Annotated in this window: 17 protein-coding genes; 3 read left to right on the top strand and 14 right to left on the bottom strand. The window is 71.3% G+C overall.

Features of this window, described 5'->3' with window-relative positions; all coding sequences use genetic code 11:
* Window positions 1-12: 12 nt before the first annotated feature.
* The 8 genes from ACIREE_RS11310 to fes form a co-directional block, all read right to left on the bottom strand.
* On the bottom strand, window positions 13-3,912 hold the full coding sequence (locus ACIREE_RS11310; protein WP_404149581.1) for an amino acid adenylation domain-containing protein: 3,900 nt from the start codon (window positions 3,910-3,912) through the stop codon (window positions 13-15).
* Window positions 3,909-4,151, bottom strand: a complete 243-nt coding sequence (locus tag ACIREE_RS11305) for a phosphopantetheine-binding protein (protein ID WP_404149579.1) — start codon at window positions 4,149-4,151, stop codon at window positions 3,909-3,911. Before ACIREE_RS11305 ends, ACIREE_RS11310 begins: the two co-directional genes overlap by 4 nt.
* On the bottom strand, window positions 4,148-4,789 hold the full coding sequence (locus ACIREE_RS11300; RefSeq protein ID WP_404149576.1) for an isochorismatase family protein: 642 nt from the start codon (window positions 4,787-4,789) through the stop codon (window positions 4,148-4,150). The genes ACIREE_RS11305 and ACIREE_RS11300 overlap by 4 nt, the downstream gene beginning before the upstream one ends.
* 15 nt (window positions 4,790-4,804) lie before the next feature.
* Window positions 4,805-6,439, bottom strand: coding sequence for a (2,3-dihydroxybenzoyl)adenylate synthase (locus ACIREE_RS11295; RefSeq protein WP_404149574.1), 1,635 nt, complete (start codon window positions 6,437-6,439; stop codon window positions 4,805-4,807).
* Window positions 6,436-7,635 (bottom strand): isochorismate synthase, encoded by a 1,200-nt coding sequence (locus ACIREE_RS11290; RefSeq protein ID WP_404149572.1) that lies wholly within the window; start codon window positions 7,633-7,635, stop codon window positions 6,436-6,438. The genes ACIREE_RS11295 and ACIREE_RS11290 overlap by 4 nt, the downstream gene beginning before the upstream one ends.
* 274 nt (window positions 7,636-7,909) lie before the next feature.
* Window positions 7,910-8,740 (bottom strand): 2,3-dihydro-2,3-dihydroxybenzoate dehydrogenase, encoded by an 831-nt coding sequence (locus tag ACIREE_RS11285; protein WP_404149569.1) that lies wholly within the window; start codon window positions 8,738-8,740, stop codon window positions 7,910-7,912.
* Window positions 8,741-8,754: 14 nt separating this feature from the next.
* Window positions 8,755-9,747 (bottom strand): ABC transporter substrate-binding protein, encoded by a 993-nt coding sequence (locus ACIREE_RS11280; RefSeq protein WP_404149566.1) that lies wholly within the window; start codon window positions 9,745-9,747, stop codon window positions 8,755-8,757.
* Window positions 9,748-9,935: 188 nt separating this feature from the next.
* Window positions 9,936-11,324 (bottom strand): enterochelin esterase, encoded by a 1,389-nt coding sequence (gene fes / locus ACIREE_RS11275; protein WP_404149563.1) that lies wholly within the window; start codon window positions 11,322-11,324, stop codon window positions 9,936-9,938.
* A 160-nt stretch (window positions 11,325-11,484) separates the two neighbouring features.
* Here fes and ACIREE_RS11270 point away from each other — a divergent pair, with 160 nt between their 5' ends.
* Window positions 11,485-12,534: a FecCD family ABC transporter permease gene (locus tag ACIREE_RS11270; protein ID WP_404149561.1), complete on the top strand. Its 1,050-nt coding sequence runs from the start codon at window positions 11,485-11,487 to the stop codon at window positions 12,532-12,534.
* On the top strand, window positions 12,531-13,631 hold the full coding sequence (locus tag ACIREE_RS11265) for a FecCD family ABC transporter permease (protein ID WP_404149558.1): 1,101 nt from the start codon (window positions 12,531-12,533) through the stop codon (window positions 13,629-13,631). Before ACIREE_RS11270 ends, ACIREE_RS11265 begins: the two co-directional genes overlap by 4 nt.
* 160 nt (window positions 13,632-13,791) lie before the next feature.
* On the opposite strand, the gene ACIREE_RS11260 is transcribed toward ACIREE_RS11265, so the two are convergent.
* The 5 genes from ACIREE_RS11260 to ACIREE_RS11240 are packed head-to-tail and all read right to left on the bottom strand — an operon-like array spanning window position 13,792 to window position 21,260.
* Window positions 13,792-15,822 (bottom strand): RICIN domain-containing protein, encoded by a 2,031-nt coding sequence (locus ACIREE_RS11260; RefSeq protein WP_404149556.1) that lies wholly within the window; start codon window positions 15,820-15,822, stop codon window positions 13,792-13,794.
* A gap of 58 nt (window positions 15,823-15,880) precedes the next feature.
* Window positions 15,881-17,926: a beta-galactosidase gene (locus tag ACIREE_RS11255; RefSeq protein ID WP_404149554.1), complete on the bottom strand. Its 2,046-nt coding sequence runs from the start codon at window positions 17,924-17,926 to the stop codon at window positions 15,881-15,883.
* Window positions 17,927-17,979: 53 nt separating this feature from the next.
* A complete protein-coding gene (locus ACIREE_RS11250) occupies window positions 17,980-19,320 on the bottom strand; it encodes an ABC transporter substrate-binding protein (RefSeq protein WP_404149552.1) in 1,341 nt (446 codons plus the stop codon).
* A gap of 60 nt (window positions 19,321-19,380) precedes the next feature.
* Window positions 19,381-20,319, bottom strand: a complete 939-nt coding sequence (locus ACIREE_RS11245) for a carbohydrate ABC transporter permease (protein WP_404149549.1) — start codon at window positions 20,317-20,319, stop codon at window positions 19,381-19,383.
* Between the two features lie 5 nt (window positions 20,320-20,324).
* Window positions 20,325-21,260, bottom strand: a complete 936-nt coding sequence (locus ACIREE_RS11240) for a carbohydrate ABC transporter permease (protein ID WP_404149547.1) — start codon at window positions 21,258-21,260, stop codon at window positions 20,325-20,327.
* A gap of 295 nt (window positions 21,261-21,555) precedes the next feature.
* Between ACIREE_RS11240 and ACIREE_RS11235 the strand changes: the two genes are divergently transcribed.
* Entirely contained in the window at window positions 21,556-22,548 is a 993-nt protein-coding gene (locus ACIREE_RS11235; protein ID WP_404150469.1) for a LacI family DNA-binding transcriptional regulator, read from the top strand.
* Window positions 22,549-22,588: 40 nt separating this feature from the next.
* On the opposite strand, the gene ACIREE_RS11230 is transcribed toward ACIREE_RS11235, so the two are convergent.
* A complete protein-coding gene (locus tag ACIREE_RS11230; protein WP_404149544.1) occupies window positions 22,589-23,149 on the bottom strand; it encodes a YbaK/EbsC family protein in 561 nt (186 codons plus the stop codon).
* Window positions 23,150-23,159: the final 10 nt, after the last annotated feature.

Here is a 23,159-nt window from a genome sequence, read left to right as displayed (position 1 = left end):
CACCGCGGGTCCTCAGTCGCTGAGCTCGCCGAGGCGCACGGACAGCGCCTTCGCGATCACCTCCACGTGGTCGTCGCGCAGCAACTCCGGGTGCGTACAGGGCAGATCATGGTTCGTCACGTCGCCGCTCACGTGCGGGCGCCACGCCTCGCGGGTCAGCCAGCTCTCCGGGCGGGGCGCCGCCGCGGTGAAGAACAGGACGTCGCCTTCGTAGCGGCGGTGGGTGTGGGCGCGCATCAGGCGGGCGTGGTTGGGAACGATGTCGACGATGCGGGAGAGCGTGGCGTCGGTGAGGCCCGCCAGAGGGCTGCCCGCCTTGCGGAGGGTGGCGAGGACGTCGTCACGGGTGCGTTCGGTGCCGCGTTCGAAGCCCGCCATGCGCAGGACCGCGGTGAGCGCGTCGCCCTCCTCCGGTGCCGGGCGCTCGCGCCACTGTTCCGCGGGGAAGGCGTCCAGGAGCGCGAGGAAGTCGACCCGCTCCCCCGCTTCCTGGAGCAGGACGGCGACGGTGTGCGCGAGGATGCCGCCGACGGACCAGCCGAGCAGCCGGTACGGGCCGTGCGGCCGGATCGCGCGGATGCGGGTCACGTAGTCGGCGGCCTGCTCCCACAGCGTGGCCGGGAGCGGCCCGTCCGCCGTCAGGCCGCGGGCCTGGATGCCGTGGACCGGCTGATCCCGGTCCAGGCGGGCGGTGAGTCCCGCGTAGCACCAGGAGATGCCGCCCGCCGGGTGGATCGCGAACAGGGGCGGGCGCTCGCCCCCTGGGCGCAGCGGCAGGAGTACGTCCAGGGCGTCGCCCGAGACGGGGGCCGCGGAGCCGATGCGGGTGGCGAGCGCGGCCGGGGTGGGGGCTTCGAAGAGGGAGCCGATGGTCAGCTCCGCGCCGAGTTCCTCGCGGATCCGGGCGACCAGGCGTACCGCGAGGAGCGAGGTGCCGCCCAGGTCGAAGAAGGCGTCGTCCGGGCCGGCTCGGGTGACGCCGAGGACGTCGACGAAGAGGCGGGTCAGTGTCTCCTCGCGGGTGCCGGACGGGCGCCCGGCGGTGCCGCTGCCCGCGAAGACCGGGGCGGGGAGTGCGCCGCGATCCAGCTTGCCGTTGGGGGTCAACGGGAACGCGGGCAGGGGCACGATCGCCGAGGGGACCATGTGTTCGGGGAGTTCGCGGGCCAGGGCGGCGCGGATCGCGGCGGGGTCCGCGTCACCGGTCACGTAGCCGATCAGGCGGTCGTCGCGGACCAGCGCGCAGGCGCCGTCGACTCCGTCCCGTTCCGTCAACCGGGCCTCGATCTCGCCGAGTTCGATGCGCTGGCCGCGCAGCTTCACCTGGTGGTCGGTGCGGCCGAGGTACTCGACCTCGCCGCGGTCGGTCCAGCGTGCCAGGTCTCCGGTGCGGTACATCCGGCTGCCGGGCCCGCCGAACGGGTCGGTGACGAAGCGCTCGGCGGTCAGCTCGTCGCGGTTGAGGTAGCAGTCGGCCAACTGGCGGCCCGCCAGATGGAGTTCGCCCACGACGCCCGGTGGGCACGGCTGTCCGGCCGGGTCGAGGACGTAGAGGCGGGTGTTCCAGACGGGCCGGCCGATGGGCACGGGGCCTGTGCCCTCCGGTTCGCACGCGTGGTAGGTGACGTCTACGGCGGCCTCCGTCGGCCCGTACAGGTTGTGCAGCTCGACGCCGGGCAGCGCCCGGGCGAACGCGGTCGCCGTCTCGCGCGGCAACGCCTCCCCGCTGCAGAACACGCGGCGCAGCGCCCCGCCGCACGCGAAGTACTGCGCGGCGTCGGCCTCGGCCAGGAACACCTGGAGCATCGACGGTACGAAGTGGCAGGTGGTGATGGACTGTTCGGCGATGATCCTTGACAGGTAGGCCGGATCCTTGTGGCCGCCGGGCTCGGCCACCACCAGGGTCGCGCCCTGGCGCAGCGGCCAGAAGAACTCCCACACGGACACGTCGAACGACGACGGCGTCTTCTGCAGCACGCGGTCGTCAGGACCGATCGGATAGGCGTGCTGCATCCAGCGCAGCCGGTTGTCGATCGCCGAGTGCGCCACGACGACGCCCTTGGGGCGGCCGGTCGAACCGGAGGTGTAGATGACGTACGCGGGATGCGCGGGCGTGAGGGCCCGGCCCGGGTCGACCGTGGCGTACGAGGAGACGTCGAGCCCGTCCAGGACCACGAGCGGCGCGCCCGCCCCGGCGGGCAGGCGGCCCGCGCGGTCGGTGACGGCGCACACGGGCCGGGCGTCCTGGAGCATGTAGGTGAGACGCTGCTCGGGATAGTCCGGGTCGAGCGGCAGATACGCGGCGCCCGCCTTCAGCACAGCGAGCAGGGCCACGATCAGCTCGACGGAGCGCGGTACGGAGACGGCCACGATTTGACCCGGGCGGGCGCCGAGGCTCTGCAGGTGGCGGGCCAACCGGTTGGCGCGGCCGTCGAGTTCGGCGTACGTCAGTGAGGTGTCGCCGTATACGAGGGCCACCGCGTCCGGAGTGCGGGCGGCCTGCGCGACGATGGGGCCGATGAGGGTGGTCGGCGGCAGTGCGCGTTCCGTGCGGTTGAACTCGTCCAGGACCAACGAGAGTTCGGCGGGGGTCGCGATGGAGTGGGCGTCGAGCGGGGCGTCGGGGTCGGTCTCCGCGAGGCGGTGCAGGAGATGGACGAAGCGCGTCTGGTGCGCGGCGAGTTCGGCGTCCTCGTACAGCGCGGGGTTGCCGTCGTGGTCGATGCGCAGGCCCCGGCCGTCGGCGCGGTCGTAGATGTTGACGGTGAGGTCGTCGACCGGGCCCGCGGAGAGGTTGTGGGCCCGCGCGAAAGCGCCCGCGAAGTCGGCGGCGTAGTCGAACGGCATGACGTTCACGAGGGGCCCGACGAGGCCGCGCTGCTCGCCGAGGAGACCGAGGTCGCGGCGGATGTCCTCGTAGCGGTACCGCTGATGGCGTCTCACCTCCCGTACGCCCAGCACCACTTGGCGTATTAGCTGGGCGAAGGTCGCGTCCGGTGCGACGGTGAGGCGCAGCGGCAGCACGTTCATGACCATGCCGGGGACGCGCAGCGCGACCGAGCCCATGCGGCCCATCATCGGAAGGCCGAGGACGACGTCGGCGCGGCCGGTGGCGCGTGCGGTGTACAGGGCCTGCGCGGCGATGAGCACGTCGGGCCAGGTGGCGCGGGTGGCCGCGGCGAGTTCGCGCAGCCGCTCCGTCGTCTCCGGCGGCAGCTGTGCCGTACGGCGGCGGAACGTGTGCGACGGGAGCGCGCCACGGCCGGCGAGGCGCGGCGACTCCGGGCGGTCCGCGAACGCGGCGCCCCAGTGCGCGCGGTCGGCCTCGAAGGCGTCCGACGCCCGGTACTCGGCGTCGAGCGCGAGCAGGTCGGCGAGGGTCGCGAAGGGGCGGGGGCCGGGGTCCGCGCCGCTGACCAGCGCCGTGTAGACCTCGGCGGTGCGGCGGACGAGGAGGGAGTGGCCGAAGCCGTCGATGACGAGGTGGTGGACGCGCTGGTACCAGAGCCAGCGCCGCTCCCCCACCCGGAAGAGGGCGTGCGCGAACAGCGGCCCGTCGGCGAGGTCGCAGGGCCGGGCGAGGTCCTCGCGCATCCAGGCGACGGCCTCGTCCGTGCTCAGGCCCCGGCGCACGGTGAGCGGCAACTCGGCGGTGGCGCACACCCGTTGGCGCGGCCCGTCGGGGGTGTCCTCGACGCGGACGCGCAGGGTGTCGGCCTCGGTGACGATGTGGCGCAGCGCGGCGGCGAACACGTCCGGGTCGAGCTCCCCGTCGATCTCCAGGTACTCGGCGGTGTTCTGCGCGGGGCTGAGCGGGTCGAGTGCCTGCGCGAACCACATGCCCGACTGGGCGGCGGTGAGCGGCAGGACGCAGTCGCGCGTGGCAGTGTCCTCGCTGGTGACGACGGTCATGAGGCGGCCACCCCGAGGAGAGTGGCCCAGGCGTCGACGGCGGGCTTCTCGGCGAGGTCGACGAAGGAGGCGTCGACCGCGTGGTCGCGGCGCCAGCGTTCCAGGAGGGTCATGATGCGGACGGAGTCGAGGCCGTGGTCGACGAGGTTCTCGTCGACGGGGATGTCGGCGGGGTCCTCGCCGAGGCAGTCGGCGACGTCGGCGCGGATCTGTTCCACGGTGAGACCGGTGAGACTCATGCGGCCCGTACCTCCTCGATGAGCGCGTCGGTGGTGGTGACGACCGCGCAGCGGCCCGCGGCCCAGCGCAGGGCCATGTCGTGGTCGTCGCGGGTGAAGTCGGCGACGGCGTCGGCGACGACGAAGGCCTGGATGTCCCGCATCCACGCGTCGGCGGCGCTGATGAGCACGCCGATGTGGGCGTAGACGCCGACGATGACCAGTTGGTCGCGGCCCGACCCCCGCATCAGCGCTTCGAGTTCGGTGCGGACGAACGCGCTGTACTTCCATTTGGTGAGGACCGTGTCCCCGTCCTCGGGGGCGACGGCCGCGGGCATGGCGAGGGCCTCGGGGTCGTCGGCGGCGCCGGGCCCCCAGAAGTCGAGCTGGAGTCCGCGCTCCTCGGGGGTCTGGCCGCCGCGCTGCGCCGAGTAGTAGACGGGGATGCCGAGGCCGCGGCTCGTGTCGAGGAGTCGGGCCGTGTTGTCGAGCAGGCCGGTCAACGGCGCTGCGTTCTGCGGGTACTTGGCGAGGAAGTGGTGCTGCAGGTCGTGGACGAGCAGCACGGCGCGCGCGGGGTCCACGGTCCAGGCGACGCGGTTCGCCGGCAGTTCGCCGGGGCGCGGCAGGGGGTAGGCGGCGATGGCGGGCAGTGCCATGGTGGGGGAAACCTCTCAGTGCTGCTCGGCGGCGGACCGCTGCTGCTTCTTGCTGACCTTGCCGATGCCGGTCTGCGGGAAGACATCGACGAACTGGACGAGATCGGGCACCTTGTACGCGGCCACGCCACGCTCCCGCACGAACCGTTTCACGGCGACGGGCTTCAGGGGTTCGGCGTCCGCGCGCAGGACGACGTACGCCAGCGAACGCTCCCCGAGGTACTCGTCGGGAACCGCGACGAGGGAGACGTCATGGACGGCGGGGTGGGCGAGGATGATGTTCTCGATCTCCTCCGGGGCGATCTTCTCGCCGCCGCGGTTGATCTGGTCCTTGGCCCGGCCCTCGACGACGAGGTGGCCGCTCGGGGTGCGGCGCACGATGTCGCCGGTGCGGTAGAAGCCGTCCTCGGTGAAGGCGCGGGCGTTGTGCTCGGGCGCCTTCCAGTAGCCGCGGATGGTGTACGGGCCGCGGGTCAGCAGGTGCCCGAAGGCGCCCTCGGCGACCTCCTTGTCGGCGTCGTCGACGACACGGATCTCGTCGTGCGGGGAGATCGGCAGGCCCTGCGTGGTGACGACGGTCTCCGGATCGTCGTCCAGACGCGTGTAGTTGACGAGGCCCTCGGCCATGCCGAAGACCTGCGTCAGTTTGCAGCCGAGCGCGGGTTCGAGCCGCCGGGCGGCCGCCTCGCTGTACTTGGCGCCACCGACCAGGATCAGCTCCAGGGTGCTCAGGTCGTACCGGGTGTCGGGTCCGGCCTGCGTCCATACGAGGGCGAGCGGCGGGACGAGCCCGGTCATCGTGACGCGTTCCCCGGCGACGATCGGGAACGCCGTGTCGGGATCGGTGCCCGGCGACATGACCACGGTGCCGCCCGCGTAGAGCACACCGAGCCAACCCGGGCTGCTCATCGGGAAGTTGTGGGCGGCGGGCAGCACGACGAGGAAGCGGGTGTCGGCGTCGACCCCGCAGATCTCGTTCGAGCCCCACAGCGAGTACAGGTAGTCGTCGTGGGTGCGCGGGATCAGTTTCGGCCGCCCTGTGGTGCCACCGGACAACTGGAGGAAGGCCACTTCGTGCGGCTCGGGACCGATCATGTCCAGGGGTTCGCCGTCCACGTCGGCCAGTGCGGTGTGCTCCCCCGGATCGCCCACCACGAAGACGTGTTCCAGGCTCGGGGTGTCCTTCTTGACCCTGGCCGCGAGGTCGCGGTGGTCGAAGCCGGCGTGCCGGTCCGGGATGACGTAGGCGACGGCCTCGGCGAACGAGCAGAAGTACGCGATCTCCGTGTCGCGGTGCGCGGGCAGCGCGTACACCGGCAGCGCGCCGATGCGGAACAGCGCGAAGACGACCTCGATGAACTCGCCGATGTTCGGGAGCTGGACGACGACGCGGTCGCCCTTGCCGATGCCGCGCTCGGCGAACCCGGCGGCCAACCGGTCGGCGCGCACGTCGAGTTGGCGGTACGTCCAGGTGCGCCGGTTCGGCGCCGGGTCGACGAGGGCGATCCGGTCGGGGTGCGTCTCCGCGCGTTCGCGCAGCACACCCCCGAAGGTCTCGCCGCGCCAGTAACCGGCCGCCCGGTAACGCTCGGCGAACTCGGCGGGCCAGGTGGGTGCGAACACGCCCGGGGTCGTGGCGGCGGCGGTCACAGGGTGGCTCCCACGGCGTTCAGGAACGTGGCGAACTTGGCGCCGGTCTCTGCGGTCTCCGCCTCGGGCGACGACGCGGCGACGACCCCGGCTCCGGCGAACAGGCGCAGCAGGCCGCCCTCGGCCTCGGCGCAGCGGATGGTGACGACCCACTCGCCGTCGCCGTCCGCGTTCTGCCAGCCGACCATGCCGGTGTAGGCGCCGCGGTCGAACGGCTCGGACTCCGCGATGACTTGGCGGGCCAGGTCCGTCGGGCTGCCGCAGACGGCCGGGGTCGGGTGCAGGGCGGACGCCAGGTCGAGGGCGGTGGTGGTGTCGGGCCGGGCGAGTTCGCCGGTGACCGTGGTCGACAGGTGCCACATCGCGGCCGTACGTACGAGGGTGGGGCGCTCGGGGACGTCGAGGCGGGTGCAGAACGGGGCGAGGGCCGCGCGCACGGCGGCCACGACGACGGCGTGTTCGTGCAGGTCCTTCGGCGATTCCAGGAGGGCCGCGGCGCGCCGGACGTCCTCGGCGAGGTCGGCGCTGCGGGGCGCGGAGCCGGCCAGCGGATTGGCGGTGAGGCGCGATCCGTCCCGGGCGACGAGGAGTTCGGGGCTCGCGCCGATCAGCGTACGGCCGGGGCCGCTGGGCACGGCGAACGTGTAGCCGGCCGGGTCACGGCGGGCCAGGCGGCGCAGCATCGCGGGCAGGTCGGGGGCGCTCGGCCCGGTCAGTTCGAGGGTGCGGGCGAGGACGACCTTGTCGAACTCACCGGCCCGCATGCGGGCGACGGCGGCGGCGACCGCGGCCCCGTACTCCTCGGCGGCGGGCACCTCCCGCACCTGCCAGTCGGCGGCGTCCCGGGCGGGCGGCACGGGCAGCGCGATCAGCGGGTCCTCCCGCAGCGGCGGCGCCCAGCGCACTCCCTCCGGTACGGCGAGGGCGGGCGCGGCGGCGGGGTCGAACGGCAGGGCGCCCATGACGACGGCGTCGGCGTGCCCCGCACGGCGGCGCCCGTCGAGGAGCGCCCGCACGCGCTCGCTCAACGACCCGTCGCCGTGCGGGAGTTCGGCGGTGGTGCCGTGACCGAGGAGAGTGCGGTGCGGGGTGGCGAGGAACCGGTCGGAGCCCGGACGGTAGTCGTCGAGGAGGGCGGTCGCCGTACCGGTCACCTCCGGTGGGGTGGTGACGGGTTCGTGGACGGACGTGGTCATCGTTGCCTCCTGGGTGTGGGGGGGGTGAGGTCGTGCGGGGGGATGGGGCGGCCACTTCGCCGTGGCGGGTGCGCCTGTTCTTTGGCCGCGGGTGCGTGGGGCTTCTCGCGCAGTTCCCCGCGCCCCTGAAGGCTGCGGCTTCGCCGTTCGCCTTCATCGGAGGAGATGGCGCACGAAGTGCGCATCTCCAGGGGCGCGGGGAACTGCGCGACCAGCCACAACGCACCCGCGGCCAAAGAACAGGCGCAACCGGCACACGAGAAGGCAAACCCCGCTACCCCCGAAGCGTGGCGCCGCCATCCACGTACAGGTCGTGGAGCGTGATGTGCCGGGCCCGGTCGGAGGCGAGGAAAGCCACCGCCTCGGCGATGTCGCCCGGGTCCGCGATCCGGCCGAGCGGGATGCCGGTGCGGTGGGCGTCGAGGTCGCCCTCGATGACGGAGCGCCGGGCGGCTTCGATGTCGGCGCCCGACTCCTCCCACATGCCGCGCTGCATGTCGGTGAGGGTCGAGCCGGGGCAGACGGTGTTGCAGCGCACGCCCCGCTCGGCGACTTCGAGTCCGAGACATTTGGTGAACATCGCGGTGGCGGCCTTCGACGCGGCGTACGCGGACATGCCCGCGCGGGGGATGCCGGCCGCGTTGGAGGCGACGGTGACGATGCTGCCCGCGCCGCGTGCGCTCATCCGGCGGGCGACGGAGCGGCAGACGTGGAAGACGCCGTTGGTGTTGACCGCGAAGGTGGCGGCCCAGTCCTCGTCGCTGAGGTCGATCGCGGGTGAACTGCGCAGGATTCCGGCGACGTTGACGGCGACGGAGAGGGGGCCGATGGTGGACTCGGCGTCCGCGACGAGGGCTTCGACGGCCGCCGCGTCGGTGACGTCGAGCGGGCGGGCGACCACCTGGCCTCCCTCGTACTGTGCCGCGACCTTCTCGACGGTGTCGGCGTCGAGGTCGGTGGCCAGGACGCGGGCGCCGCGCGCGGCGAGCGCGGCGACCACCGCCTCGCCGATCCCCCGGCCCGCCCCTGTGACAAGGGCGAACCGGCCGCTCAGTTCTCCCGCACCACCGGTGGAGATATCGGCGTGTGCCTGACCGGATAGCACTTGCTGACCGGATATCACTTGGCGAGCGCCCCCTTGAGGTCGTCGAGGACGACCCGCGCGGAGAGCGGGCCGCCGGCGCTGTTCCACGCGGAGCCCTGGACGACCACGACGTGCTTGTTCTTCTCCGCCTTCAACTTGCTGAAGTTGGTGACCTTCTGGGCCTCGCCGTACGCCTTCTCGCCATCGGCCCGGTCGGCGAGCGTCCCGAAGAACATCCAGTCGCCGTCGATGGTGTCCAGCTTCTCCAGGGAGACCGGCTCGCTGTGTCCGGTGCTCGCGCCCTGCTGGTCCTTCGGCCGGGTGGCGCCGAGCGCCTTCAAGGTGGAGGCGACGACGCCGTCGCCCTTGCCGACGACCGAGGGCGCGCCGTCCTGCCAGCGGATCACGGAGACCGACGTACCGGCGTTGTCGCCGAGCTTCTTCTTGACGTCGGCGACCTCGGCGTCGAAGTCCGTCAGCCACTTCTCGGCGTCGGCCTTCTTGTTGAGGGCGTCGGCGGTGTCGGTGAAGGACTTCTTCCAGTCCTCGTTGAGCTTTGCGGTGACCACGGTCGGCGCGATCTTCTGGAGCTTGTCGACCGTCTTCTTCGCGCCGGTCGTCTCGTCGAGCAGGATCAGGTCGGGCTGCAGCGCGGCCAGCTTCTCCATGTCGGCCTCGGCGACGGTGGCGACGACCTGCGCCGTGGACGCCTTGTCCGCGAGGTAGGTGGACACGCCCTTCTGGCCGCGTCCCGCGGTCACGCCGACCGGCTTCATGCCGAGGGCGAGCGTGGCGTCGGTGGTCGGCTCGCTGAGCGTGACGACCTTCTTCGGGTCGCTCGGCACCGTGACCTTGCGGCCCTGGGCGTCGGTGATCCGGCGCGTGGTGGCCGCCGCCTTCTCCTTGCCGTCGCCGCTGTCGCCGTCGTCGCCGCTGTCGCTGCCACAGCCACTGAGAAGCAGGGCTCCTGTGACGGCGGCGGTGCAGGACAGCAGGACCGCGCGGCGGGAGGTTCTGTTGGAGGACATGTTCGTGATGCTCCTAAGGGCAAGAAGAGTGGAACGGTGCTGCGTGGGGGCTAGGGCCTGTCTTCAAACTCCCTCCCCCAGCTAACGCTGGGAGGTGCCCCCAGCCCGAAGGGCGGCCCCGCGGCGTCTGGTGCGTGCTCTGGGGTCCCCCCGGCCGAAGGCTGGGGGAGGGAGTTTGAAGACAGGCCCTAGGGGGTCCGGTGCGTTCCGCCGGGCGCGGGGCCCAGCAGGCGGATCAGGGTGTCGGCGAGGGCGACGTGCCAACAGGCGTAGTCGTGCCCGCCGTTGAACTCGCGCCGGGTGACCTCGTAGCGGGCCGAGTGCAAGGTGTCGTAGAGGGCACCGCAGTGGTCGACCATCGCGCCTTCGTGCAGGCCGACGTCGAGGTGGACGGTGATGGGGCGCGGTGCGGCGGCCGCGTACCGGCCGACGAGCCAGGGCACCCCGTAGACATGCTTCTGCGGCTTGTCCGGCGCGAGTCCTGGCCGCCACCACAGGGACGGCGACTGGGCGACGACGTGGCCGAAGCGGTCGGGGCGCAGATGGCCGGCGTGCAGCGCGGCCATGCCCCCGAGGCTCTGGCCCGCGACGACGGTGCGGGCCGGGTCCGCGGTGACGGGCCAGCGGCCGGCCGCCCAGGGCAGGAGTTCGTCGGCGAGAAACTCCACGAAGGCGTCCCGCGCGCCGAGTTCGCGTCCGCGGGTGAGGCGGTCGACGGCGTCGGGCGCGAGCACGGCGACCGGCGGCAGCTTCCCCTGCGCGATCAGCGCGTCGAGGGTGTGCTGCAGCCCGATGCGGCCGAGCCACATGTCGCCGTCGCAGAGCACCAGGACGGGCAGCCGGTCCTCGTCGCGGGGACGCCCTGGCGGCAGGTACACCCAGACGTCGCGGTGGCCGCCTAGGGCGGCGGCAGGCGTGCGATGCCGTTCGACGCGGCCCGCGGGCTTCTCGCTCCCCTCACCTCTCGCATCCCCCTCACTTTTCTCGCTTCCCTCTCTGCGCGGCCACGCCCACGGCTCGGCGGGCGCGTCCGGGAGGGCGAAGACCGACGCGTCGGCGGCGTCCCAACGGGTCGGCAGCGAACGGGCGTTGAGCGGGTCGCGGGAGGCGTGCACGGCGAGGGAGCGAAGGCGCGCCTGGAGGACACCGGGGTCGGCGGGCGGTTCCTTCGCGGAGACGTCGGCGGCGATGCGATAGGAGCCGCGGTGGTCGGCGCGCAGCCGGAGTCCGAGGTGCCAGATGTCGGTGCCGGGGGCGCGCTCCAGGAGCGAGCCGGCCAGGTGCTCGCGGTCGATGAGCCGGTTGGCCATGAGCAGCACCTGCCGGGTGGCCCGGTGGCCGCGCCACAGGAAGGTGACGGCCCGGTGGTCCGGCTCGCCGTCGATCTCCTCGACGAGCGGGGTGCCGAGGCCCGCCACGTCCTGCCAGAACTCCGCGGCGACGCGCGCCCGTTGTGCGTCGTCGGCATCGGCCAGGCGCTCCAGGAAGTGCGTGACGCGCGGTCCGGTGACGCGGACGGGCCGGTGGTCCGACAGGGCTGCGGGCCGGGCGGCGGGGGCCGCGGTCTGGACGCGCATGTCTCCTCTTCCTGCATCCGTGAAGTACCGGGCTCACCCGTGAACTACCAGGCACCTGTGAAGTACGAGGCCTCGTGAATTACGAGGCACCCGTGAACGACCGGGGTTTTCGTCAACGTAATTGTTAGCAGACTTGGTTAGGTTAGCCTAAGCTAATCACATGCTCACAGGAACGCGTTCCCGCCCGGGAGAGACGCCGCGACTATCGGCCACGAGCCGCAACCGCCCCCCGAGGGCCACCGGCCTGGTCATCGGCGTGGCCCTCCTGGTCGTGGCCGCCGCGTTGTCGCTGGCCGTGGGTACGGAGCACATTCCGCTCGGCGACGTGTGGTCCGGCTTGTTCTCGCCCTCGGGATCCCGGTTCGACAACATCGTTCGCGAGTTGCGGCTGCCGCGGACCCTGATCGGCATCGCCATCGGCGCCGCGCTCGGTCTGGCCGGCGGCGTGATGCAGGTCCTGACCCGCAACCCCCTCGCCGACCCGGGGCTGCTCGGCGTGAACGCGGGGTCGTCGGCCGCCGTCGTCACCGCGATCAGCGTGTTCGGCATCACGTCGTTCACCGGATACCTGTGGTTCGCACTCGTCGGCGCCTGCGTCGCCGCCGTCGCCGTGAACGCGCTCGGCGGCACCCGCGCGGCGACCCCCGTCCGACTCGCCCTCGCGGGCACCGCCGTCAACGCGGCGCTGTTCGGGTACGTCAACGGCCTGCAGCTGTGGGACCTCAGCACCCTCGACTCGATGCGCTACTGGTCCGTCGGCACGCTCGAGAAACGCGACCCCGAACTCCTGCTCACCGCACTGCCGTTGCTGATCGCGGGCGCCCTGCTGGCGTTCTCCCTGGCGCGGCCGCTCGGGGCGCTCTCCCTCGGCGAGGACCATGCCCGCGCGCTCGGCACCTCGGTGCGGCGCACCCGGGTCCTGTCCATTGTGGCCATCACGCTGCTGTGCGGCAGCGCCACCGCCGTGTGCGGGCCGATCGGTTTCGTCGGCCTGATGATTCCGCACGCGGTGCGCGCGTTCACCGGTCCCGACCCGCGCTGGATGCTCCCCTACTGCGCCCTCTTCGCGCCCACCCTGCTGCTCGTGGCCGACGTGATCGGGCGGGTCGCCGTCGCGCCGTCCGAGATCCAGGCGGACATCGTCACCTCGTTCCTCGGCGGTCTGCTCTTCATCCATCTCGTACGTCAGCGGAAGGTGGCCCAACTGTGACGGCGCCGGTCAAGAACAGACAGCGCGAGACCGACGAGACCGAACAGCGCCCCGTTCGCGCCGAGTTGCGTCGTGGACGGCTGCGCGCGGGCCGCTACTCGCTCCGCTTCGACCCGCGCACGGTGCTCGTCTGCCTCGTGCTGATCGTGGTCACGGCGTGCCTGGTGGTGCTCTCCGTCGGCACCGGCACGTACGAGGTGTCACCCGTGGAGGCGCTGCGCACGTTCGCCGGGAACGGGCCGCCCGGCGCCGAGTTCATCGTGCTCGACCTGCGGCTGCCCCGCGCCCTGGTGGCCGTCCTGGTCGGCTTCGGAACGGGCCTGGCCGGCGCCGTCTTCCAGTCGCTCACCCGCAATCCGCTGGGCAGCCCGGACATCATCGGGTTCGGCAACGGCGCGTCGGCGGGGGCGCTCGTCGCGATCATCTTCCTCGACGCGGGCGCGCCGCAGACCGCGCTCGGCGCACTGGTCGGCGGTTTCGCGACGGCCACGGCGGTCTATCTGCTGGCCTGGCGCAGGGGCGTGCACGGCTACCGGCTCGTGCTCGTCGGGATCGGTGTGTCCGCGGTGCTCGGCTCCGCGACCAGCTTCCTCTACATCCGTGCCGACATCGGCAAGGCGGCCCAGGCGGCGAGCTGGATGATCGGCTCCCTCAACGACCGCGGCTGGAGCGAGGTCCGGATGGCCGGGCTCGGCCTGCTCGTCTGCGTCCCCGTCATCCTGGTGTTCGGGCGCAGGCTGACCATGCTGGAGATGGGCGACGACACGGCGGGCGCGCTCGGTGTGCCGCCCGAACGCAGCCGACTGATCCTGCTGTGCGCGGGCACCGGCCTGACCGCGATGGCGGTGGCCGCGGCGGGACCGATCCCGTTCCTCGCGATGGCCTCACCGCAGCTGGCCCGTCGCGTCACGCGGGCGGCGGGACCGAACGTGCTGCCCGCCGGATGGACGGGCGCCCTCCTGGTGACCGCCGCCGATCTGGTGACGCAGCGCGTGACCGGTTCGGCGCTGATGCCGGTGGGCGTGGTCACCGGGGTCGGCGGCGGCCTGTTCCTCGCGTGGCTGCTGCTGCGCGAGCGCAAGGCGCAGCACGTGTGACCCCGGGCCCCTTTACGAAGGGGCCCCCTTGGCCTGGCGGACACCTTCCCCCAGGACACCTTCCCCCAGGGCACCGTCGCCGAGAAACGTGTGTCGGTGCCGTGACACACGACCGCGCCCCACGGCACAGGGCCGTGGGGCGCGGGGCCGTGCCAGGTGATCAGGGTGTCAGGTCCGTGACCTGCCACCTCTGGTTCGCCCCGGAGTTGGGCTGATACGTGGTGACGGCCGCGCCATCGCTCGTGGCCTGCCCGCCGACTTCCAGGAGTTTGCCGGTCCCGGCGTTGACCAGGGTGTACGTGCGGTCGCCAGTGGTCGACAGGATCCAGCGCGCGGCCGCGTCCCGCCGCCCCGTGTCCGTCTCGACGACAGGGACTCCGTCGCGTACGGCGAGCCGCTTGCCGCTCGCCGCGCTCGTGAACACGTATTGCTTACGGTTGTCCGCGCCCTTGCCGCTGATCTGCTTCACCTGCCACCGCTGCCCGGCGTCCGCGGCGCCGGTCTTGATGACGAGCTTGCCGCCGTCGGCGGCGACCGTGAGGTCCTTGCCGCTCTGCACACCCGTCAGCTCATACGTGTGCCCCTTGCGCAGCGTCGCCGCGTCCTTCGCCGTGCCGGACACCCCGTCGACCACGAAGGAGGTCACGGACTGGGCGGGGACCGTGAACGTGGCCTTCTTGTCGCCGACCGGGACGGCGGCGTGCCGCTCCAGCTTGCCGTCGGCACTGGTCACGACCGGGGTGACGGTGGCGCCCCGGCCGATCTTCGCGAACTTCGACAGATCGAGCGTGACCGTACGGGCGTCGGTCGTCCTGTTGACGTGGACGACCGTCGCGCTCTTGCCGTTCCGCGAGACGGCGGCCGCGCTGCTGGTGTCGTCCGTCCTGATCAGGCTGTCACCGGGCTGGATGTAATGCGTGAAGTTGCGGGCCGTGTCGAACTTGGTGTTCGTGCGGACCGGGCAGCTTGCGAGGGTGTCCTTGGAGGTGCAGCTGAACGGGAGCTGGATCTCGCCCCAGTTGCCGCCCTTCGCGGACTCGCCGCCGGGCTTCATGTTGTCGTCGTCCTCGACGGGCTGCCAGAACACCCAGGCGGTGGGCTCCAGTTCACGGAGGTCGTCGACCATCTGCTGGGCGAGCCCGAGGCCGGGACGCATGTCGGTGAAGGACTGCCCGTCGCCCCAGTCGCCCTCCACTTCACTCATCCACAACGGCTTGTCGGCCGCCTTGGCGAGATCACGGACCGTGGTACGGCCGCCGGTGCCGTACGTGTGGACGTTCATCTGTCCGACGAGGCTCTTCACATCGGCCGGGTAGCTGTTCCAGTTCGTCGCGAAGGTACCCGGGTTCGTCTCGTCCATCGCGGCGATCTCCGCGCCGGTCCGCGCTTTCTTCAGGGCCGGGGCAAGAGCCTTGATGACCTTCTGCTGGAGCTCGGGACCTATGTGGGCGCCTTCCTGACGGCCACCGGTCGGTTCGCCGTCGGCGCCCAACTGGGTTCCCCAATAGGTGGTGTTGGGCTCATTGAACGGGTCGACGGTGTCGACCTTGATGCCCTCCGCCTTCTCCAGGCGCCTGGTGACTCCGGCGACGTACGCGGCGAAGTCGCCGACCGATTCGGTCCTGAGCTGGTCCTTGCCCGCGTCGAAGTTGCCGGAGACGTAGCCGCTCTCCGTCATGAAGTAGGGCGGGGAGTTGCTGAACGTCTCCCAGTGGTCGATGTCCTTCTTGATGCGCTGCACCCACCAGCGCTGGGTGGCGTCGGCGTCCGGATTCCAGTCCGCCGCGTCGTCCGCGCTCCACCAGTCGGTGTCGGTACGGGTGGTGCCCGCGGGCGCCTTCCACCAGCCCTCGACGGCGCCGCCCGCCCGCAGGTAGTCCTTCACATCGGGGGCGTTGCCGCCGCCGATGTTGTAGCGGGCGATGTTCAGGGCCAGACCGTCGTCGCCGAAGAGCAGGTCGGCGAGCTTCTCCCGGATCTCCTTCGGGTAGCCGCCGGTGACGTTCGCGAACCAGGCGAGGCTGGTGCCCCAGCCCTCGAACCGCTGCTGCTGGTACGAGGGGTCGGGCGTGACCGTGACGGCCGCGGTCGCGGCGGTCGCCGGCGGCGCGGTGGTCAGGGCGGCCCCGGAGACCAGGGCTGCGGTGCCGACGAGGCCGAGGAGGCGTCTTGTGCGGGTACGGCGTGCCAACGTGCTCTCCCAACGCAAGGGTGTGGCCGGACAGTTGGTACTGCTGTGGTGGTGCGGTTCAGCGGGCGGGCTGCCGCAGGACGGCGACCTCGCGCGGGGGCAGGACGAGCCCGTCGTCCAGGGCGGGGCCGATGAGCACGGAGCCGGTGATGCCGGGCAGCGACACCGGCCCGTCGCTCCGGTTGACCAGGAAGAGGTAGCGGTGATCCGCGTCGCGGCGCACGACCGACTCCACCAACCCGTGGGCTTGTGCGGGGAGTTCGGGGCCCACTCCGGCGGGCGCGAGCAGATCGGGCAGCAGGGCGGCGAGGCCGTCGACGCCCAGGCGCGTGGAGACGTACGCGGCCGAACCGCTGCCCGTGCCGCGGCGGGTGACCGCCGGGCGCGCGGCATAGGAACCGGTGCGGTAGCGGGCGATGACCTCGACGTCCGGCCCGGTCACATCGATCCGGTCGCTCCACAGCGTCCCGGCGGTCCCGTTGTCGAGCTCGACGCTGTCGCCGTCGAGCAGCGGGCCGAACTCCTCGACGCGGATGCCGAGCAGCTCCCGCAGCGCGCCCGGGTAGCCGCCGAGCCAGATGTGGTCGTTCTCGTCGACGATTCCGGAGAAGTACGTGGTCACGAGGTGTCCGCCGCCTTCGACGTACCGGGTGAGCTCCTTGCCGAGCGTCTGCGGCACCACGTGCAGCACGGGCGCGATCACGACGTCGTACGAGGAGAGGTCGGCGCCGTGGGCCGGCACGACGTCGGCGCGGACGCCGAGGCGCAGCAGCGCGGAGTACCAGTCGAGGGCCTCGCGGTGGTAGTCGAGGCGCGCGGTGGGGTGGGAGTCGTGCTCACTGGTCCACCACGAGTCCCAGTCGAACAGGACGGCGACGCGGGCGGGTTCGCGCGTCGATCCGGCGATCGGCGCGAGCGCTTCGAGCGTGCTGCCCAGCTCCACCACGGAGCGGAAGAGTTCACTGTCGGCACCGGCATGAGGGAGCATCGCCGAGTGGTACTTCTCGGCGCCGGCCGCCGACTGCCGCCACTGGAAGAAGCAGACGGCGTCGGCGCCGTGGGCGACGTGCAGGAGCGAGTCCCGCGCCAACTCCCCCGGGTTCTTGGCCAGGTTGACCGGCTGCCAGTTCACGGCGCTGGTGGAGTGCTCCATGAGGAACCACGGGCGGTGGCCGGCGATGCCGCTGGTGAGGTTGGCCGCGAAGGACAGCTCGTCGCGGTCCTGCGGGCCCGGCACCACGTAGTGGTCGTTGGCGACGAAGTCCACCTCGGCGGCCCAGTCGGCGTAGTCCATGCCCTTGGTCCCGCCCATCACCATGAAGTTGGTGGTGACGGGCGTGGACGGGGTGAGCTCGCGCAGCACCGCTCGCTCGGCGAGCAGATGCTCCTTCAGGGCGTCCGAGGAGAACCGCTTGAAGTCGAGCTGCTGCGTCGGATTGGGGTGCGAGGCCGCGAGGCGCGGCGGCAGCAGTTCCTCCCAGTCGCTGTAGCGCTGGGACCAAAAGGCCGTGCCCCAGGCGTGGTTGAGGGCATCGAGGGTGGTGTAGCGGCGACGCAGCCAGTCGCGGAAGGCGCGGGCGGCGTCGTCGGAGTAGTCGTAGACGTTGTGGCAGCCCAGCTCGTTGTTGACGTGCCAGGCGATGAGCGCCGGGTGGTCCGCGTACCGGGTCGCGATCTCGCGTACGAGGCGCAGCGCGTGTGCGCGGAACACGGGCGACGTGGGCCGCCAGTGCTGCCGCGCGCCGGGCCAGAGCGTCTCGCCGGTGGCGGTGACCGGCAGGATCTCGGGGTGCGCGGTGGTGAGCCACGGCGGCGGGGACGCGGTGGCGGTGGCCAGGTCGACACCGATGCCACCCGCGTGCAGCAGGTCCATCACCTCGTCGAGCCAGGTGAAGTCCCAGGTGTCGGCGGTGGGTTGGAGTCTCGCCCAGGAGAAGATCGCCAGGGAGACGACGTTCACGCCGGCCTCGCGCATCAGCCGGACGTCCTCCTCCCACACCTCCCGCGGCCACTGCTCGGGGTTGTAGTCGGCGCCGTACCCGAGCCTTCGGGTGCCGTCGGGGCCCTTCGCGTACGGGAAACGGGAGGTGAGGGGGGCGGTCATCAAGGTCCTTCCAAACGTGCGGAGTCGATCGTGCGCGGCGGACTGCTGCCGGACTACTTCTCGACGGTGAAGCCCTGTTCGTTGCCGTACTTGACGGAGGCGTCCTGCCACGACTTCAGGCCCGCGGTCAGCTTCGTGCCGGAGATGTAGGCCTTGCCGACGGTGTCGTTGAAGATCGAGTTGGCGTACACCTGGTAGGGCAGGTACTTCCAGTCGGCGGGAACGTTCTTCGCGGACTCGGCGAAGATCTTGTTGGCCTTCTGGCCGCCGAAGTACGGGAACGCGGTGTCCTGGAACGCCGAGGAGTTCAGGTCCTTCGTGGTCGCGGGAAACGCGCCGTTCTTGATGCGGGTCTGCACGCCCGCACCGGAGTTGGCGTACTCGGTGAAGGCGTAGGCGAGCTCCTTGTTCTTGCCGAGCTCGGGCAGGGCGAGGGAGCTGCCGCCGTTCTCGGAGCTGGCGTCCGCGCCCTTCGTCCACTGCGGCAGCGGGGCCACGCGCCAGTCGCCGGACGCGTTCTTCACGCCGGAGGCGAAGTTGGCGGGCATCCAGGCGCCGATCGGCAGGGTGGCGATGGTGCCGTCGCCGAGGCCCTTGTACCAGTCGTCGCTCCAGCCGACGACCGGCGAGACGAGCTTCTCGTCGATCAGCTTCTGCCAGGTGTCGGTGTACTTCTTCGCACCCGCGTCGGTGAAGTCGATGCCGACCTTGGTGCCGTCGACCTTGTACGGGTGCGAACCCGCCTGCCACAGCAGGCTGGTGGTCATGCCCGCGTCGCCGACATCGCTGGTGATGTACGCCTTCGGATCGGCCTTGTGCAGCTTGCGGCCGGCCTCGACGTACTCGTCCCAGGTCGTCGGGACGGCGATCTTGTACTTGTCGAAGACCTTCTTGTTGTAGAAGAGCGCCATGGGGCCGGAGTCCATGGGCAATCCGTAGACACCGTCGCCGGACTGCACCGAGTTCCACGGGCCGGGCGAGTACGAGTCCGCCAGCTTCTCGGCGCCGTAGGGCTTCAGGTCGCTGATCTGCTTCGTCAGGGCGTACTGGCCGAGCGCGTAGTACTCGATCTGCGCGACGTCCGGGACGCCCTTCTTCGCCGAGATGGCGTTCGACAGGGCCTTGTACTGGTCGTTGTTGGTGCCCGCGTTGACCAGCTTGATGTCGACCTTCGGGTACTTCTTCTCGAAGTCGGCGGCGACCTGCTTCAGGGTGGGCTCCCACGCCCACACCGTGACGGTGCCGCCCTTCTTCAGCGCGGCCTGGATGTCGGCCGAACCCACCTTCTTCTGACCGGAGTTGTCGTCGTCGGAGCCGCCGCAGGCGGTTGCCCCGAGAGCGAGGGCGGCGACGAGACCTATGCCGCGCAGAAGGCGGCGGGTGTGCTTGGGCATGCTGAGGCTTCCACTTCGTCGTGGTTTTCCAGGGGGGATTTCGATACGGCGGGCTTGCGTCTACTCCTTGACGCTTCCGGCGGCGAGCCCGGACTGCCAGTACTTCTGGAGCAGCAGGAAGGCGGCGATCAGCGGCACGATGGTGAGCAGCGAGCCGGTGACGACCAGATTGAAGACGGCCTCGCCGCCGGCCGTCTGCGCCTGCTTGTTCCAGGCGTCGAGGCCGAGGGTGAGCGGATACCAGTCGGGGTCCTTCAGCATGATCAGCGGCAGGAAGTAGTTGTTCCAGGTCGTGACCGTGGTGAAGAGGAGCACGGTGACCGTGCCGGGCGCGAGCAGGGGCAGCGCCACTTGGAAGAAGGTGCGCAGTTCGCTCGCGCCGTCGATGCGGGCGGCCTCCATCAGCTCGGCGGGGATCGCGTCGGTGGCGAACACCCACATCAGATACAGGCCGAACGGGGAGATCAGCGAGGGGATGATGACCGCCCACGGGGTGTCGGTCAGGCCGATCTTGCTGAACATGAGGAACGTCGGGACCGCGAGCGCGGTGGTCGGTACCGCGACCGCGCCGATGACGACCGCGAACACGGCCCGCTTGCCGGGGAAGGTGAACTTGGCGAGGGCGTACCCGCCGAGGACGGCGAGGAAGGTGGCGCCGCCCGCACCCACCACCACGTACAGCAGGGTGTTGAGGAGCCAGCGGCCGAAGACGCCGTCCTGATACGTGAAGGTCTGGCTGATGTTGTCCCACAGGGCGAAGTCCCCGTCGAACCACAGGCCGAACGATCCGGCGAGGCCCGCTTGCGTCTTGGTGGCACTGATCAGCAGCCACAGCAGCGGTACGAGGCTGTAGAGCAGGACGACCGCGGTGAGCACGGTCAGCAGGATGCTGCGTCGGGGGCGGCCCGGTCGGTGCCGGCGCGGGGTGCGCAGCCGGGGGGCGGCGGACTTCAGAGGTGCCGCCGGACGCGTGGCGGTGGCGGTGATCGGTCCGGTCATGGCGCTCACGCTCCCTTGCGCATGCCGCGCAGCTGGACGAGGTAGGCGACGATCATGGTGATGACGCCCATGACGATGGCGACCGTCGCGGAGTAGTTGTGCTGCTGGCCGGAGAAGGACAGCGAGTACGTGTAGTAGTTCGGGGTGTAGTCGGTGGTGATCGCGTTCGGCGCGAGCTTCTGGAGGATCGCGGGCTCGTTGAAGAGCTGGAAGCTGCCGATGATCGAGAAGATCGTGGCGATGACGAGGGCGCCGCGGATCGCCGGGAGCTTGATCGCCGAGATGACCCGCCACTGGCCCGCGCCGTCGATCTCCGCGGCCTCGTAGAGCGAGTGCGGGACGACGCGCAGGGCGGAGTAGAAGATCAGCATGTTGTAGCCGACGAACTCCCACGTCACGATGTTGCCGATGGACGCCAGGATCAGGCCGGAGGAGAGCGGGTCGGGCAGGCTCACGCCGAACGCGTCGTTGATGTCGCCGACCAGGCCGAAGCGCGGGCCGTACATGAAGCCCCACATGAGGGTGGCGACGACGGCGGGTACCGCGTAGGGCAGGAAGACGGAAATCCGGAAGAAGTCCTTGCCGTACAGCCGGCCGCTGTCGATCGCGAGGGCGACCAGCAGCGCGATGCCCAGCATGACCGGCACCTGGATCAGCAGAAAGAGTCCGACGCGGGCGACGCCGTCCCAGAACTGGCCGTCCTGCAAGGCCTGTTGATAGTTGTCGAGGCCCACGAAGGTGGTGCCGCCGATGAGTTGGGTGCGGAACAGGCTCAGGTAGACCGAGTACGCAAGGGGCGCCAGGAAGACCAGCGTGAAGACGAGCACGAAGGGGCCGATGAACCCCCACCCCGTCCAGGAGCGGCGGGCACGGCGCGTGGGTCGCGCCGGTGGCCCGGCCGGGCGGCGACCGGCTGCGGCCGGCGGGTGAAGCGTCGTCATCTCGGGTCCCTCGCTCATACGTCCCTCGCGGGTGGCGCAGCGGATGTTTGCGTAAACATCGCAGCGCGCAGGCGACCGGCACGACAGCCGGTCGTCAGCTGCTATGTTTACGTAAACATTCGGTGGCGGCATGTCTACACTGCCCCGATGACGGCGGTCAAGAGTCGCTGAGAACATCGCGACACAGCGCGGAAACGGGACAACACGGCTGGTGAGGGAGACGGTGGGAGCAACGGACAGCGCCCCGGCGCGCGGCGGGGCCGACGGGCGGCGCCGTCGTACACAGAACGCGTCGATGGCGGATGTCGCCCGGGTCGCGGGGGTCTCCTCACAGACGGTGTCCCGCGTCTCGAACGGCTTCCCCGGCGTGCACGAGGAGACCCGGCAGCGGGTCCGCGCGGCGATGAAAGAGCTCGGCTACCGTCCCAACAGCGCGGCGCGAGCCCTCAAGCGCGGCGATTTCCGCACGATCGGGGTCATCACGTTCACGCTGTCCACGACGGGCAACATGCGCACCCTCGAGGCCATCGCGACGTCGGCCGCGCAGGAGGGCTACGCGGTGACGCTGCTGCCGGTCGCGGTCCCCACGCAGGACGAGGTCCGCGGCGCCTTCTCACGCCTCGGCGAGCTGGCGGTCGACGCGGTCATCGTCATCATGGAGGTCCATCTCCTCGACTCGGCACGCCTGTCGCTGCCGCCGCACGTGAAGGTCGTCGTCGCGGACTCGGACGCCGGCGACCGGTATGCGGTCGTGGACACCGACCAGGCGGGCGGCACCCGGGACGCCGTACGCCACCTCCTCGGCCTGGGTCACCGCACGGTCTGGCACCTGGCGGGGCCGTCCGAGTCGTACGCGGCCCAGCGTCGAACGGACGCCTGGCGCACGGCACTTGAGGAGGCGGGCCGGGTGCCGCCGCAGCTCGTGCGCGGCGACTGGTCGGCGGAGTCCGGCTACCGCGCGGGCCTGCGCCTGGCCGAACAGGCCGACTGCACCGCGGTGTTCGCGGCGAACGACCAGATGGCACTCGGCCTGCTGCGCGCCCTGGACGAGCGCGGCCGCCGGGTCCCCGAGGACGTCTCGGTCATCGGCTTCGACGACATCCCCGACTCGGGCTCGTTCCTGCCCCCGCTGACCACGGTCCACCAGGACTTCGCCGAGGTCGGCCGGCGCTGTGTGCAGAGCGCGCTGCGCCAGGTGCGGGAGAGCGAGGCGGAGCGGGGAACGACACTGGTGCCCACGCGGCTCGTGGTGCGGGAGAGTACGGGGCGGGCGCCGGCCGGCACCTGACCGTACGGCGCCGTGGAGGTACGGGTCCTTCTGACGGACCCTAGACAGCGGCCCCGAGCCCGTCGAGGACCACCGCTCCCGGCAGTTCCGCCAGCGCCTTGCCCGGCACGATCAGCTTGCCGCGGCGGGTGCCGCTGCCGATGAGGACGTACGGGAGGTCGACGACGGCCGCGTCGACCAGGACCGGCCAGTCGGCCGGAAGGCCGATCGGCGTGACGCCGCCGTACTCCATGCCGGTCTCGCCGATGGCGGTGTCCATCGAGGCGAACGAGGCCTTGCGCGCGCCGAGTTGACGGCGCACGACGCCGTTGACGTCGACCTTGGTGGTGGAGAGCACCACGCACGCGGCGAGGCTGCTCTCGCCGCCGCGCTTGCCCGCGACGACGACGCAGTTCGCCGACTGGGCGAGCAGTTCAGGTCCGTAGTGCTCGACGAACGTGGCCGTGTCGGCCCACTCGGGGTCCGTGTCGACGTGGATCAGGTCCTGCGCGGGCACCGCGCCGCGCCAGTGCCGTACGGCGTCGGCGACGGGACGGGTGAGCAGGTCGAGGGCGTCGGGGGCCGGACGGGCGTCGTCGAAGGTGCCGATGGGTGCGCGCATGGCGGCACGC

Source organism: Streptomyces sp. NPDC102467 (genome assembly GCF_044765445.1).
Taxonomy (GTDB): domain Bacteria; phylum Actinomycetota; class Actinomycetes; order Streptomycetales; family Streptomycetaceae; genus Streptomyces.
Note: the sequence above shows the minus strand (reverse complement) of the source record. Positions and strands in the feature narration are given on the sequence as shown.